Origin of the sequence: Crassaminicella indica, from assembly GCF_019203185.1 — a bacterium.
GTDB lineage: Bacteria > Bacillota > Clostridia > Peptostreptococcales > Thermotaleaceae > Crassaminicella > Crassaminicella indica.
Genome location: NZ_CP078093.1, coordinates 1 through 15259, shown reverse-complemented (window position 1 = coordinate 15259; position 15259 = coordinate 1). Strand labels below are relative to the sequence as shown.

General features: G+C 30.7%; 9 protein-coding genes. 7 read left to right on the top strand and 2 right to left on the bottom strand.

Translation table 11 applies throughout. The features are described 5' to 3' along the window. Positions 1-53: 53 nt before the first annotated feature. Complete coding sequence (locus KVH43_RS00045) at positions 54-728, top strand: RDD family protein (RefSeq protein ID WP_218282968.1); 675 nt, start codon at positions 54-56, stop codon at positions 726-728. A 77-nt stretch (positions 729-805) separates the two neighbouring features. Further along, positions 806-1552, top strand: coding sequence for a VCBS repeat-containing protein (locus KVH43_RS00040; protein WP_218282967.1), 747 nt, complete (start codon positions 806-808; stop codon positions 1550-1552). A 58-nt stretch (positions 1553-1610) separates the two neighbouring features. Here the strand turns inward: KVH43_RS00040 and KVH43_RS00035 are convergent, their stop codons facing one another. Beyond that, positions 1611-2642 carry a patatin-like phospholipase family protein gene (locus KVH43_RS00035; RefSeq protein ID WP_218282966.1) on the bottom strand — a complete coding sequence of 344 codons (1032 nt, stop codon included), beginning with the start codon at positions 2640-2642 and terminating at the stop codon, positions 1611-1613. Positions 2643-3049: 407 nt separating this feature from the next. On the opposite strand from KVH43_RS00035, the gene KVH43_RS00030 reads away from it, so the two are divergent. The 5 genes from KVH43_RS00030 (at position 3050) to KVH43_RS00010 (ending at position 7865) form a co-directional block, all read left to right on the top strand. Continuing rightward, on the top strand, positions 3050-3892 hold the full coding sequence (locus tag KVH43_RS00030; RefSeq protein WP_218282965.1) for a PRD domain-containing protein: 843 nt from the start codon (positions 3050-3052) through the stop codon (positions 3890-3892). A 116-nt stretch (positions 3893-4008) separates the two neighbouring features. Then, on the top strand, positions 4009-5379 hold the full coding sequence (gene nagE, locus KVH43_RS00025; RefSeq protein ID WP_218282964.1) for an N-acetylglucosamine-specific PTS transporter subunit IIBC: 1371 nt from the start codon (positions 4009-4011) through the stop codon (positions 5377-5379). A 95-nt stretch (positions 5380-5474) separates the two neighbouring features. Next, the gene (nagA, locus tag KVH43_RS00020) at positions 5475-6644 is read left to right on the top strand and encodes an N-acetylglucosamine-6-phosphate deacetylase (RefSeq protein WP_218282963.1); all 1170 of its coding nucleotides are present in this window, start codon (positions 5475-5477) and stop codon (positions 6642-6644) included. Beyond that, positions 6625-7380 carry a glucosamine-6-phosphate deaminase gene (gene nagB / locus KVH43_RS00015; protein WP_218282962.1) on the top strand — a complete coding sequence of 252 codons (756 nt, stop codon included), beginning with the start codon at positions 6625-6627 and terminating at the stop codon, positions 7378-7380. The genes nagA and nagB overlap by 20 nt, the downstream gene beginning before the upstream one ends. A gap of 11 nt (positions 7381-7391) precedes the next feature. Continuing rightward, on the top strand, positions 7392-7865 hold the full coding sequence (locus KVH43_RS00010; RefSeq protein WP_218282961.1) for a PTS sugar transporter subunit IIA: 474 nt from the start codon (positions 7392-7394) through the stop codon (positions 7863-7865). 113 nt (positions 7866-7978) lie between these two features. Here the strand turns inward: KVH43_RS00010 and KVH43_RS00005 are convergent, their stop codons facing one another. Then, positions 7979-15259 carry a DUF11 domain-containing protein gene (locus KVH43_RS00005; RefSeq protein ID WP_218282960.1) on the bottom strand — a complete coding sequence of 2427 codons (7281 nt, stop codon included), beginning with the start codon at positions 15257-15259 and terminating at the stop codon, positions 7979-7981.

Below are 15259 nucleotides of genomic sequence, written 5' to 3'. Positions count from 1 at the left end.
CACCTCAATGTTATTGTAACAAATTTTAATGAAAGGAAAAAGGAGGAAATGTTATGCAATTTGTTTCAATCACAACACCAGAAAATATAGAAGTAAAGTTTAGATTGGCAGGTGTAGGAAGTCGTGTTGTTGCAGCATTTATAGATTATTTGATTCAAGGGGTTGTATATTTAATATTTATTTTAGCTTTAGCTGGAATGAACGATCCTATTGAATATTTTGAAGGAAAAAATTCCTATTTCTTAGCAATCGTATTATTGATTATTGTATGTGTTAATTATGGATATTTTATCATTTCAGAGATGGTGATGAATGGAAGGACATTAGGAAAGAAGGCATTGGGATTAAGAACCATCAGAAAAAATGGTCAGCCGATGGATATAAAACATTCCTTGATTAGAAATTTATTCAGAATATTTGTAGATAATTATTTAGTAGGAATATTGATGATCTTTTTTAGAGGTGATGATGCTAGACTAGGAGATATACTAGCGTCTACTATGGTGATTGAGGAAGAAAAGAAAGAGTTGTATGATTATTTTGATGATTTATCAGAAGATATAAAAAATAAGCTAACAGAAGATGAAAAACAGTTGCTTATTACTTACATAAATGAAAAAGATGAAGTATCAATCGATAAAGAAGTATTACAGCAAAAAATAGTAGATTATTTTACAAGTAAATATAATGACGTAGATGAAGAAATTCTTAGTATTGTAAAAAAATAAAGAATAAATAGTAAGGACCATATTTGTAAAATGTGCATATTATATCAATAACTGAAAGAATTGAAAGGAGATATAATATGTATTATTATCCAATGTATTTTCAAAGACAAAGGAAAGTTAACAATAATCGTAGCTATACATTAGATTTTAAGCAGGGAGATGTAAATGGAGATGGTATACTTGATTATGTTTATTTAGTAGGAAATAAACCTTATGGGATAGAAAGCCCATTTAGGGATAATATAAAACTAAAAATTATTGATGGAAAAACTAAAGATGAAACTATTATTGATCTTAAAGAAAATGCAGGCTACAATCCCACGCTCTTTTTAGGTGATTTTTCAGGGGATAAGATTGATGATATTTTAATTAGTATAAATTCTGGAGGCAGTGGAGGATATGCTTTTTATTATATATATTCATTTCTAAACAATAAGCCTAAAATGATTTTTGATTCTGAAAAATTTAATGCAGAATATATATATGATGTAAATTATAAAGATGATTATAAGGTAGAGGTGCTTAGCAAAAATACTAATAAAAAGTATATATTAGATATTCAATACAAGGGGGAAGCATATTTATCAGAGATATATGATAAATATGGCAATTTGAAAGAGCCTATTAAGGGATGGGTAAATCCATTAGGAGGGTTATATCCTATTGACTTTCAGAGAGATGGTACTTATGAATTATATGCAGAACAGAGAGTTGCTGGTAGGTATAATGCAGATGCTTTAGGATATGTACAGACATCTCTCAAATGGAATACAAATAGGTTTATCCATTTCTTCCAAACGATAGGAATATTTGGTGAAGATTAGAAAATATTTATTATGATAAAAGATCACCTGTATAAATGGGTGATCTTTTATATAGAAGTTATAAATAGCCTCTAGGAAAGAATGCTTTTTTTTGAAAATAGTTTTTAGCTGCTTTATACCCTTCTTGATATAAAAATCTATATTTTTCATCATTTTGATGTATATTAAAGTCTATAAAGGATATATCTTTTGTATCTATTTGAATAGATCTTATTTGATCTTCAGGGCTATGATTATATATATCCTGCTGAATGCTTATGAAAGATATCAATAGATTTTCTATATATTCTATGAAGTTATTTATTTTATTATATTTTGTAGCGTTTTTAAATCTTACTCCTAAAGTCTGAATATTTATACCGTTGACGATTCTATCTTTAAAATAACTAGAATCAAATATTTTTATAGGATAATTTCTCATAATGCCACCATCTGAATATATATGGGGCATTGATTTTTTGGTTTGTGTTTTTGGATTTACTTTTACTGATTCGAAAAAGAGAGGGATAGACATAGAAATTCTTACAGCTTGTGCTACCTCCATATGAGGAGTTGTTTCATATGAAAATAGCTTTGAACTTTTAGTAGATATATCTGTACCAATAATATATAAATCTAAAAAAGGTTTTTGATCTTTATGCGTAGAGGTGTTTTTAAAATCTTCAAAGGTATAGGGGGGCAGTTTTTTAGATGCATCGAATTGAGAGGCTATTTGTTTTTTAATCCATTCATAAAAATATTCACTAGAATACCAGCCGTAATCATTTACTAATCTATAGAGACAATCAATATTTTCAAATATTTCTTCGAAATTTTTTCTAAAGGGAATAGGGATTTCTTTTAAAGCTGGATGGTCATTTTTTTGAGGGATTTTACTATAATCTAATGTATCAATTATTTCTTTTGTTTCATTAAAAGGTAAAGCAAAACTTGTGATACATGCAATTATAGCTCCTGCTGATGTTCCTGCTACTCTTCTTATATTTTGCAGTATGTTTTTATGATATAAAAAGTCTAATACGCCCAAATAGGCGATTCCTAATATACCTCCTCCTTCAAAGACTAAATTCTTAATTTTATAATATCTCATAGAATCACCTCTTCAAAACTCACTTCGTTCAAACAATGAAGGTTCTTTTTTTATGTTGATGATATTTATCTATAGATGAATTTATATATAATTTATGATAATGCTATCATATTCAATAGTAAGCTTTAATGTGAATTTAAATTTAGAAAAAAATTTAAATTATAGTGAAATAATATTGGTAAAATATAATTATATATGAATAGAGGAAGCTTTATTTTAGGTAAAGCATATTTATTTATATATTGACAAACGTTTTCTTCTTGTGTTATTATTTATATAACAATTAAATGATCAATTAGGTGTGTTACTGTAATGCAGGCATGAACCTATGTACAAATGCAAGTAGAAATGTGTTTGTATATAGGTTTGTGCCTTTTTGTTTTAAAGCTCGTACAGGAGGGATTATATTGAGCAAATATAATTTTAGGATATTAAAGATTTTAAATAATAATATTGTTTTAGCTTATGATTTTCAAAACAAAGAAGATACTATATTAATAGGTACGGGTATAGGCTTTGGAAAAAAGGAAAACAAAAAGGTATATATTCCGAGGGAGAAGATACAAAAATCCTTTGTAGGTTATAATGAAAAGATGAAAAATAAGTACTTTAGTCTTGTGAAACAAATAGATCCTAAGATTATAGAAATAAGTGAGGCGATTATAGAGAAAGCAGAAAATAAGTTAGGTGAGTTAAATAAGCATATTCATATTCTCCTTACGGATCATATTGGTTTTGCAATTGAACGGGTTCGAACAGGACTTGAAATAACAAATCCATTTATTGATGAAATTAAACTACTATATCCAGATGAATTTGATATTGCATCTGAAGGAATCAAGATGATTAAAGAAGCATTAGATGTGGATTTAGGATATGGTGAAATAGGATTTATAGCTACACATCTTCATTCAGCTAGGAAAAATACGCATGTGAAAGAAACTATAAAAAATACTAGATTATTATATGAAATCATTGAAATTATAGAAAAAGATTTAGATATAAAAATATGCAAAACAGATTATGATTACAAAAGGTTAATCAATCATTTACAAGGGGCATTAAATAGAATAAAAAATAATATATATATAGAAAATCCTCTTTTAGAGAATATAAAGGAAAAGTTTAAAGAGTCTTATGAAATTATCAAGAAGATAAAAGTTAAAATTGAACAAGAGTATGAGGTAGAGGTTCCAGAACAGGAGCTAGGGTATATGGCAATTCATATACAAAGATTAAAAACTAAATGAGAAATCAGGAACGTTACTGTTAAATCAGGCGTAAACCTACTAGACGGAAAGAGTTTTCTGTCTAATGGTTTATGCCTTTTTTAATAAATTAACTTATTAAAAAGGGAGGAATTATTATGAGTAATACGTTTGGAAAATTTCAGAAGCTAGGTAAATCTTTAATGCTACCTATTGCAGTAATGCCAGTAGTAGCCTTGCTTTTAAGATTTGGGGTTTTATTAGACATTCCTTTTATTACAGCAGCAGGAGATGCTGTGTTTGGTAATCTTCCAATATTATTTGCTATTGGTGTAGCTATAGGCATTGCAAAAGATAATAATGGTGCAGCAGGTCTTGCGGGTGCTATAGGTTATTTTACAGCAACAGCAGTTGCACCAACCTTTAATGAAGCTATAGAAGTAAAAAAAATGGGTGTTTTAGCAGGAATGATTGCAGGGCTTGTAGCAGGAAATCTTTATAATAAGTATCATGACATTAAGCTTCCAGACTTTTTAGGATTCTTTGGTGGAAAAAGATTTGTTCCAATCATAACTTCTTTTGCATCTATTCTTATCGGTGTGGCATATGGATTTGTATGGCCATATGTTCAAGGAGTAATTGATGCTGTAGCGAATTGGATTATAGGAGCAGGTGCTCCCGGATATTTTGTATTTGGTACAATAAATAGATTATTAATCCCAACAGGACTACATCACATATTAAATAGTATTGTTTGGTTCGTATTTGGTGAGTATAATGGAGCTACAGGAGACTTAGGAAGATTTTTTGCAGGAGATCCAAGTGCTGGAATATTCATGACTGGATTTTTCCCTGTAATGATGTTTGGTCTTCCAGCAGCAGCACTTGCTATGTATACTACAGCAAAAAAAGAAAATAAAAAGGCAGTAGGAGGGGCTTTGTTATCTGTAGCTTTTACAGCATTCTTAACAGGAATAACAGAACCAATTGAATTCATGTTTATGTTTTTAGCACCAGGATTATATGTAATCCATGCTATACTAACAGGGGTTTCACTAGCAGTGACAAATGTGCTAGGAATTCATCATGGTTTTGGATTTTCAGCAGGGGCTTTGGATTTTGGAATAAATATGAATTTAGCAACTAAAGGCTGGTTATTAATACCTATAGGATTAGTATTTTTTGTTGCATATTATATTATATTTGTATTTGCAATTAAAAAATTTGATATAAAAACGCCAGGAAGAGAAGATATAGAGGAAAATTCAGCAGATCTTACTAAGACAGATGATTTAGATGGATTGGCTAAGGAATATCTAGTAGCTTTAGGAGGAAAAGAAAATATTGTAGAATTAGATTCTTGCATTACAAGATTGAGGCTTACTTTAAAGGATGCAGGAATTATTGATGAAAAACAATTAAAAAATCTAGGTGCATCGGGTGTATTAAAAATAAATGATAAAAATGTACAGGTGATTGTAGGAACAAAGGTAGAAATATTATCTACTAGAATGAAGAAGCTGTTATAACAGCTTTTTCATTCTACCTGATTTATGAATTAAATATATTTGTAAAGTTTATGAATATATTTAACTTCATAGGTAAAATGTAAGGAGAGGATTTTGTGAAAGCTATTATTAATGGTAAAATTATCTTAGAAGATAGTATTTTAAATAATTATGTGCTTTTATATAACCATAAAATAATAGATATAGTAAAAAAAGATGAGTTTAGACAATTAAGTGGTGTAAAAAAAGTTATAGATGCAAAAGGCAATTTTGTATCTCCTGGATTGATAGATTTGCATATACATGGATCGGCAGGTTTTGATACCATGGATGCTACATTTGAAGCAATAAAGTCTATTTCGAAATCTATAGCAAAAACAGGTGTAACATCTTTTTTGCCTACAACAATGACTATGTCTAAAGAAGATATAAAAATAGCATTAGAAAATATTAGAGAATGTATGCATAAAAAATTAGATGGTGCAAAAATTTTGGGTGCACACCTAGAAGGACCTTTTATAAGTAAAAAATATAGAGGGGCTCAAAATGAAAAATATATTATAAAACCTGAATATAAGATGGTGGAACCTTATTTAGACATATTAAAAATCATCACTTTTGCACCAGAAGAAGATGAAAATAGCATATTTATAGAAAGTATGCAAAGGCATAAAAATATAAAGCTTGCTATAGGACATACAGGTGCTACTTTTGAACAAGCACTAAAAGCTATTGATGATGGAGTTGATTATGTAACACATACCTTTAATGCTATGACAGGGCTTCATCACAGAAACCCAGGGGTTATGGGAGCGGTATTTTCAAGAGATATATTCTGTGAACTCATCGCAGATAAGATTCATGTGCATAAAGGTTTTTTTCAGGCATTTATCAGTATAAATAAAAAAGAATTAGTTATTTTAATTACAGATTCTATGCGAGCAGGATGTATGCCCTGTGGAGAATATGAATTGGGAGGAAAAAAGGTAATTGTAGATAAAGAATCTGCAAAGCTTGAGGATGGAACATTAGCAGGAAGTATACTTAAGTTAAATGAAGCTGTAAGGAATATTAGGGATTATACTGATTATAAAATCAATGAAATTATAAATATGGCAAGTTTAAATCCAGCAAGAGCTATAGGAGTAGATGATCAATTAGGAAGTATTCAAAAAGGGAAAATTGCAGATTTGGTTATTTTTGATGAGAGTATGAATGTGATTAGTACTATAATTGATGGAAATATTGTATATGAGGTGAATACCAATGAGGATTATTTGTGTTGATGATTATGATCAGATGAGTAAAAAAGCTGCCAATATTGTAGCTAGCCAAATGATTTTAAAGCCTAATAGCGTTTTAGGATTTGCTACTGGTTCTACGCCTTTAGGAATGTATAAGCAGCTTATAAAAACATATGAAGATGGTCATATTGACTTTGAAGAAGTAACTACTTTTAATTTAGATGAATATTGCGGTCTAAGTAAAAAAAACGATAAAAGCTATTATTATTATATGTATGAAAATTTTTTCAGATATGTAAATATTGATATGAAAAAAGTAAATATACCAAACGGTATGGCTAAAGATATTAATAAAGAATCTTTAGCATATGAAAGAAAGATCAGAAGCTGTGGAGGTATAGATTTACAAGTTTTAGGGATAGGAAGAAATGGACATATAGGATTTAATGAACCAGATATAAAATTTGAAGCCCTTACTCATATGGTTAAATTAGATGAACAGACTATACAGGATAATTCAAGGTTTTTTGATTCTATAAAGGATGTACCGACAAAAGCTATAAGTATGGGAATAAAAACTATTATGCATGCTAAAAAGATTATGCTTTTAGCAAGTGGTAAAGAAAAAGCAGAGGCAATTTATGGAGCTATTTATAGGAAAATAACTCCTGAACTCCCTGCATCTGTTTTACAATTACATCCTGATGTAGTTTTTGTTGTAGATAAGGAAGCTGCATCAAAATTAGATTTAGAAAAATTAAAAGAAGAATATTTGTAGGAGGATGAAAAATGTTAAGTTTTTTTAGTAAAAATAAGGAAATTATACTGCAAGCTCCTTTCCAAGGAAAAATAGTAGATATAGAAGAAGTAAGTGATCCTGTTTTTTCAAGTAAGATGCTTGGAGATGGTATAGCGATAAGGCCAAGTAGTAATATTGCAGTTGCTCCTTGTGATGGAAAGATTACCCAAATATTTGCTACAAATCATGCTTTTGGAATAACTACAAAAGAAGGATTGGAAATATTAGTGCATATTGGGATAGATACAGTAAATTTAAAAGGAAAAGGGTTTACAAGACTTGTAGAAGTTGGAACAGACGTAAAAAAAGGAACAGCTATTATTGAAGTAGATTTAGATTATATAGAAAAATCGGGAAAAGACACTATAACACCTATTGTGATTACCAATATGGATAAAGTAGAGAGCATTGAAAAAAGCTTGTATAAAAATGAGGAAATTTTAAAAATAAAAGTTAAAAAGTAGGAATTATTGTAACTAAATCACTATTATGGAATATGTTTTTATTTGTGTTGTTGATTTAATAGTTTCCCCCTTTTGATCATATATGAATAAGATCAAAAGGGGGAATATTAAAATTATTTATTGTTATGATGTTTATGCTGATCTTCTAAGAGCTTGCAATATCCATGAGTAGGAATAAGTAGATCTACGTTTTTTTGTGTAGAAATTTTTATATTTAGTCCAATTGTAAAAACAGCAGTACAATTATCTGTTCGTATGACTGTAATATTTGAAGGATTGCTGAAAAATATATTAGGGTCTGTTGGTGTAATGTGAAAACTGCTTGTTGCATAGTTGATAATAGGTGTTTTTGTAGCTATAATTTTAACAGAAAATATAGCTGTTACTGAATTATTTGCAGTCAATGAAGGAATAGACCATGTGATTGTTCCATTAGAGTGAGTAAGTGTTCCTATTGGGACAGAAATAGGCGATATAAATTGCAACTGAGGAGATAAGTTATCTTCGGTGATTATATTATATACTGTGTTAGGGCTAGTATTATCAATAGTAATACTATACTCAATGATGTTTTTCTTATTACCTGGAATGGGTTCTGTTGTAAAATGACCACATTTTGAAACATTCCTTTGAAGTTTTTTTATTTCAATTTTGCTATTTGTAGCATAAATATTTTTTAAAGCATTAACAGGTTGTGCAGATGTAGATGGGTTTAAAAACCATTTTCCTACAGCTTCATTTGTTTGTGTTTCTATGAGTGTAATAGGATTTACATCTACAGAGATAACTTTAGCTAAAAATTGATAAGTAAAGGTTAGATCTTTTTCTTTTGCATAAGAGTAAGGAATAATAGGAAAAGCAATAAATTGTCCATTGACTTCTACAGGCTCAATGGGCTTGCCGTTCAAAGTAGCATAATCATAATATACTTGACCTATTGGTAGAGTATCTGTAAATTGCCCATTAAGTGCAATTGTACCATTTGGTAATGTAAAACGGACTGTATAAGTAATGATATCCCCAATAATAACGTTTTTTGAATCAGCAGTTTTTGTAATCAATATGTTAGGATATCTATGAATGACTTTATTACTTTCAAAAGGACCAACAGTAATAGGTGTAGCTTTATTGGTATCATAAAAAGCAGTGGCTATATTTGTATCTGATCCACCAGCAGATACGCCTCCTAATATTTTAATTTTGAATATGAAAAATTCAACACTTTGAGGTGGTAAAATATCTATGGTCCAAATAATAGTATTGCTAGAACTATCAAAATCAACTTTTCCAGATGAAATAGATACTACTTCTATATATTGATCAAAAGAAGATAATATATCTGTTATTATAACGTTATAAGCTGAAGCTTTCCCAAAGTTATGTGCTACTAGCTTAAATTCCAGTATATCTCCTACTTCAACAGCTAATTCATTTGTATCAAATGCTGTTTTTTTTGTAACATTTCTTTGCTCTTTTCCAATAAAGAAAAATGGATTGTTTACAACTATAGCTTTTGAATTAGTAACGGGTAATGCGGGAGTGCCATTTGGATCAATATGCCAATTTGTTGTAACATGATTTATTTGTGTTTCTGTATATGGAAATGAGGTATTTCCTTTTATAACTCGTGCTTTGAAGGTATAGATGATATTTTTTATATTAGATGATGCATCTATTAAGGCTTCTTGAGCAAAGGTAATTTTTTGTCCATCGATAGTAGGAAATACTGGAGAACCATTTTTAGTAGCTTCACCAATATATATTTGTTGTGGGGGCAACAGATCCTGTACAATAACATTATAGGCAATAGTGCCATATGGTACAGTTAAGGATAGTGTATACTTAATGATTTCTCCAATTTCTACTGTAGTTTTTGAAACATTTTTTTCTATTTGTAAAGATGGTAGTTGTGCACTTAGTGTATTTGAAACCTTTGGACCATATATGAGAACAGGAGGCTCTTGAACTGCTGAAAATGTTGCAGATGAAGTATTCAAAATAGTGCTTTGTGCTCCTGCACCGGGTAATATTTCTAATGCGATAATTGCTCTGTATTTTCCAAATGGTGGAATGTGTTCAATGTTCCAAGTAACTTCTCCTCCTTGAGGTTCTCCTGTATGAATTATTATACCAGGAGGAAAAGGTTCAATAGGCTGTAAATATTTTAATAAACTATTTAAAGGATCTTTTATTTTAACATTATAAATTGGATAATTAGGATTAAGGTTTTCTACTGTAAACTGATAGTGTATAACATCTCCAACAGAAACTTGTATAGGATTTGTAGTAAAAGGGCTGGAATTATCAGCTGTGAAGTTCCTCTGTGCTTTAGATATTGAAATATCACTGTTTGTTACATATACATTTGTGGTATCAGCAATAGTACTTAGAGGAGAAGATGGTTTAGTTCTCCAAGTTAAAATAGCTTCGTTTGTTTGTTTATCTTGAGGTGTTGATGACATAGAATCAATTTGGGCTTCAAAAGTATAAATGATTGTGCCTGTTAGATCTTTAGCTGCTTCAAATATAAGTGGAGAAGTAGAATAAGGGATTATTTTTGATCCGTTTTTTCTTAAGCTATCAGCTACATAGCTTTGATCAAGTGGTAAGAGGTCCTTTACTTGAGCATCATGGGCGATACCTCCATCTGGAATATTTATTTCTATTGTGTAGGTTATTATATCTCCTAAGAATTTGATATCATCTTTTACGGTTTTGGAAATAGTTGGGGATATAAATTCAAAGCCTACTTGATTAGACAAAATAGGACCTATAGTAACAGGGTGATCAATGGATGTATCGTACTTTGTCGAAGCTTGATTTATTACATTAGAACCTGTTATAAATCCTGATACAATATTTACTTGAAAGATAAATGATGTAGAAGAACCTGCTTCTAATACGGGTAGTGTCCACATAATTGTACCATTGGGATTTCCTGTTGGAGGATCAGGTGTAATTGTACCAAGATAGTTTCCTACAGGCCCCATGTAAATTAAATTATTATCGAGCAAATCTGTAGTAATAATATTATAAGCAGGGGTTTGACCTATATTTTCTAAGGTTATTTTATAATATATTGTATCATTCGCTTTTATACCTTTTATCAAGTCTTTTGTAAAAGGACCTGTCGCATGTATACTTTGTTCTTTTGTTACTTGGATATTGGGATTTTTCACAGTAACATCTACAAAGCTAGAAATTGGCGGAGCTTGAGGTCCTGAAGGTAAAATGTTCCAAGATATTTGTGAATGATTTGTTTGAATTTCTACTCTATCGCATTTGACGATTGTCTTAAAAGTATATTCTTTCGTACCTATTAAAGGAGAAGTAGATTCATTAAATACAATTTCTTTTAATGATGGAGATACAATAGGGGTTCCAGGTGACCAGCTTGAAGGTTTATACTCTTGACAAAATGGAATGGTATCCTTTATGACAACATTGTAAGCATTTACACCATCTGGAATAATAACTTTTAGGGTATAAGTGATTTCATCTCCAAGAGCTGCAATAGATTTATCAGCAGATTTTTCAAACTGTAAAGGTGGAATATCGATTAATACTTTATTGGAGCTAGCATGATAAGTGATAGCATTTATTGTATTTGAATCATAAAATACTTTTACCTGATTAGGAATTTGTGCTCCTGCACCTATACCAGGTTTTATTTTTACTGCAAATTCGATAATAAAAGTATCTTTTGTATCAATATTTCCGATATTCCATTCTATAGTATTTCCGGTTATTATTGGAGAAGGACCTAAAATTGTTCGATCATACTCAAAAAATTCATTTAACACATCTACCACTTTTACTTTATAAGCGGTTGTAGCACCATTTGAGTTTATTGTGAGACGATAATGTATTTCCTCATTTGGCAGTGCAGAAAGATGATTGGTAGTATAATTTGTATCTGAAGCTTTTTTTTGTTCTTTTATAACAGTTATATTTGGTGTTTTAGCTGTAATATTTATACTAGATTTTTTTATTCTAGATAAAGGTCCTTCAGGACGAATTGCCCATTGTATTTGTGAATAATTTGTTTGTATTTCTGTAAATGGCTGATTGTGTGTAGAATCAACAATTCTTGCTATAAATTTATATATAACTACTTTTTCACCCGAGGAAGCATCGATTGTAGGACTATCAAAAGTAATAGGATTTAAAGAAATAGGCGTTATAGTTGTTGGTGGGTTAGGGAGTTCTTGTCTTGATGCAGGTCCGATATAATCTTGAGATAATGGTAGCATATCTTGTATCTTGGGTGTATATGCAATTGTTCCATTAGGAACGGTAAGTTTAATGCTATATGTGATGTCATCACCGATTTCACCTTCGGATATAGAAGATGTTTTGAGTATGGATACAAAAGGAGATATTAAGTGAACTGTGTTAGTTTTATCTGGACCAAATTCAATACCAAAGCTATTGTTGTTTGTATTATATGTATAAGTTGCATTATCAAGTATAGTTTTACCTGCTGCAACTCCTGACAGTGTATCTACTGAAAAGATAAGCGTTGCAGTTTCATCTATTTCAAGAACAGGAATATTCCATGTGATTGTTCCTCCTGCTTCAGAAGCTGAACCTTTTGTAGTTATAATTGAACCAGCTTTAAAGGACAGAAAAGGCTCTAAGTGATCTATAATGACAGCATCAAAGGCTTTTTCAGCTCCATCATTTGTTATAGAAATGAGATATTCAATAACATCTCCTACCTCATAATCTAATCTATGTGTTTTAAAGTGCGTATTTTTAGTAACATTACGTTGCTGCTTTATGCCTCGCAAATTTGGTGTTCTTACCTGTAAAGGTTCAGAGATACTAACAGGAACAGCAGGCTCTCCTTCTTTGAAATTCCATTGAATAGTGGCTTTATTGATTTGTTCTTCAATAAATGGTGATATATGTGTGCCATTTATAATTCTTACATCGAAGGAATAGGTAATAAGAACTTCTTTAGTCGTAGCATCAATAAAATTGATTTTAGGAAAAGCTACAACTCCTGAAGAAACACTAGGAATAACAGAAGAATTATTGATTTTGGCACTACCTAGTATGAAAGACTGCGTAGAAGCTTGAAATTCATCTATTAGCTCTATATCATAAGCTGTTGTTCCTAATGGGACTGTTGCTTGAACGATGTATGTGACCTTATCGCCTATTTTGGCAAACATAGGAGTAATTAATTTATTAAGTTGAATACCTTCTGTTTTTAAAGTGGTTGAAGATTTAAATGGTGAACCGGTGTATTGATAAGATCGATCTGGCTGTGAATAAGGCCTTTGTAGTATTGCTTGATTTTTAAGTATTTTACCACTGGCGATAGTACTGTCTACAGTTACTTCAAAATTAAAAGTAAGGTTTTCGTCAGGTGCAAGCTTCTTGATTGTCATAGATACATTTTGACCTGAAAATATAGGTGTAGTATAGGAAGCTGTACCTATCACATTAAAAATTCCATTAAAGGTCAAGTCATCTGGAATGATATCTGTTAGATCCATTTCAAAGGCATCTACTACTGTTCCTTCTGAATTTTGAGGATTTGAAATAGTAATAGTATATGTATATGTTTCACCTGCTTTTATTGCATTTACATTGGGTCCTGTTACTTCCTTTTTAAATTTAATATTAGGTTTTCCAAAGTTTACTTTAATTTGATCTCGATTGCTATAGGCAAAACCAGGAGTATTTTCTCCAGCTAGTTTAGCTAAATTATTTTTTGCACCTACAAATTCAATATCTTTTACAGGGACTTTAAAGGTAGCTGTCCATGTATTATTACCAGGTGTTGTTCCTAGCTTCCATCTTAGACCATTAGGGCTTACAGTAAAGGGTGAAAAAGGTCCTGGGAATGTACTATTATAGATAATGGGTAAACTAGCAGTTAATGGGCCCATGTTTAGAGGTGCATATTCGTCAATTTCGATATTTAGTTGAGATGCTTTTATGTTATTAGAACTGTAGGTGATTCTAAATTCAACTTGATCTAAAGGAGCTGCTACATCAAAGGCTTTTATGGTTCCATCTTTATAGTAATAATTTAATATTTCTTTTTTTATATGAGGTTTTTTGATTGATGTATTAGCACTAGAATAATCTGGAGCAGCTGTTGAGGTGGTTTGATTAATCCCAGTGATATTAGTATTATTAAATAAAGTGTCGCCACTAGCTACTGGATTTCCTGTGGAATAATTAGTATTCACTGTTGTTGTAAAAGTAATATTTCCAGTTGTTTCAGTAATCAAAAGTCCTAAGTTCCAAGTGAGTGTTGTTGTACCATTTGGATGAACAGTTATAGAATCAGGTATGATAGATGCTGAGCCATGATTATAGCTTTGCCCATTACCAATAGTATCTGTGATTACAAATGATGAAATATTATCATATTGATTTATACGATATGTTAAAGTATAAGTATTTATTTCTCCTACATCTGTAATATTTCTATCAATAGATTTATTAATTGTAGCATCCATTGCATTTGTTTTAACAATCGATTGGATTGGTCCAGATAATCCATCTAGCGTAGCAATGTTTTCAAGTGGTGTCCTATGAGGAATTTTTGAACCACTATTTTCAATACCATTTACTGTATAATTATCCCAAATAGCAGCGTTAAAGGAGATAGTATTTACAGAATTAGCAGATAATTCGATACTTCCCCAATCTAATGTAACAAAATCTTGACTTTCAGGACCAGTAGGAACAATAATTGTTGGATTAGATAAAACAGGTGCATCGGGACCTGTGACATTTAGGTTACCTAGATAGCGAACTCCATTGGGAAGGTGATCTAATAAAGTTACGCTGGATGGAGTTCTACTGTTGTTCATAATAGTTAGTTTATATTGGTAAGGCCATCTAGGATATTTGGAAGGAGAAACAAGGCCAGCACCTTTTGGCATTTTACTTGGAGCAGATTTTAATAAGTCATATCTAAGGGGAATAAAATTTTCTGATGCAGTTTTTATAATTTTTTCGTTCCCAGAATCATCATTTCCTCTAGGAAGGGTATCAATTGTTGCATGTATATCGATACTTGTTAATGGCACATCAAAAGGTACAGGTAATCCTGTTTCTCTAAAATTTTCATCTGCTTTTAATATAAGCACAATTTTATAGTTTATTTCATTAGGAGCTAAATCTTTAATATTTATCCATTGAAGTGTAATAGTTCCTGTCGGGTTATTGATGATAGAAGTAGGAGTAATAGAGCTGTCAATGAAGGATATACCGTCAGGAAGAGTAGCTTCTAAAGTTAAGTTATACCCTCTTTCTGTAGTGCTGGTATTTGAAAATAATAGATCGAGGTTAGTGTTCATACCTATAACAGCTTTTGATGGATTAGGAGATAAATTTAAGATAAAATTTGTGGCAGAAATGGACAT

Coding starts and splice junctions, on each gene's coding strand:
- KVH43_RS00045 (WP_218282968.1), top strand. CDS start 54: ATGCAATTTGTTTCAATCACAACACCAGAAAATATAGAAGTAAAGTTT.
- KVH43_RS00040 (WP_218282967.1), top strand. CDS start 806: ATGTATTATTATCCAATGTATTTTCAAAGACAAAGGAAAGTTAACAAT.
- KVH43_RS00035 (WP_218282966.1), bottom strand. CDS start 2,642: ATGAGATATTATAAAATTAAGAATTTAGTCTTTGAAGGAGGAGGTATA.
- nagE (WP_218282964.1), top strand. CDS start 4,009: ATGAGTAATACGTTTGGAAAATTTCAGAAGCTAGGTAAATCTTTAATG.
- nagB (WP_218282962.1), top strand. CDS start 6,625: ATGAGGATTATTTGTGTTGATGATTATGATCAGATGAGTAAAAAAGCT.
- KVH43_RS00010 (WP_218282961.1), top strand. CDS start 7,392: ATGTTAAGTTTTTTTAGTAAAAATAAGGAAATTATACTGCAAGCTCCT.
- KVH43_RS00005 (WP_218282960.1), bottom strand. CDS start 15,259: ATGTCCATTTCTGCCACAAATTTTATCTTAAATTTATCTCCTAATCCA.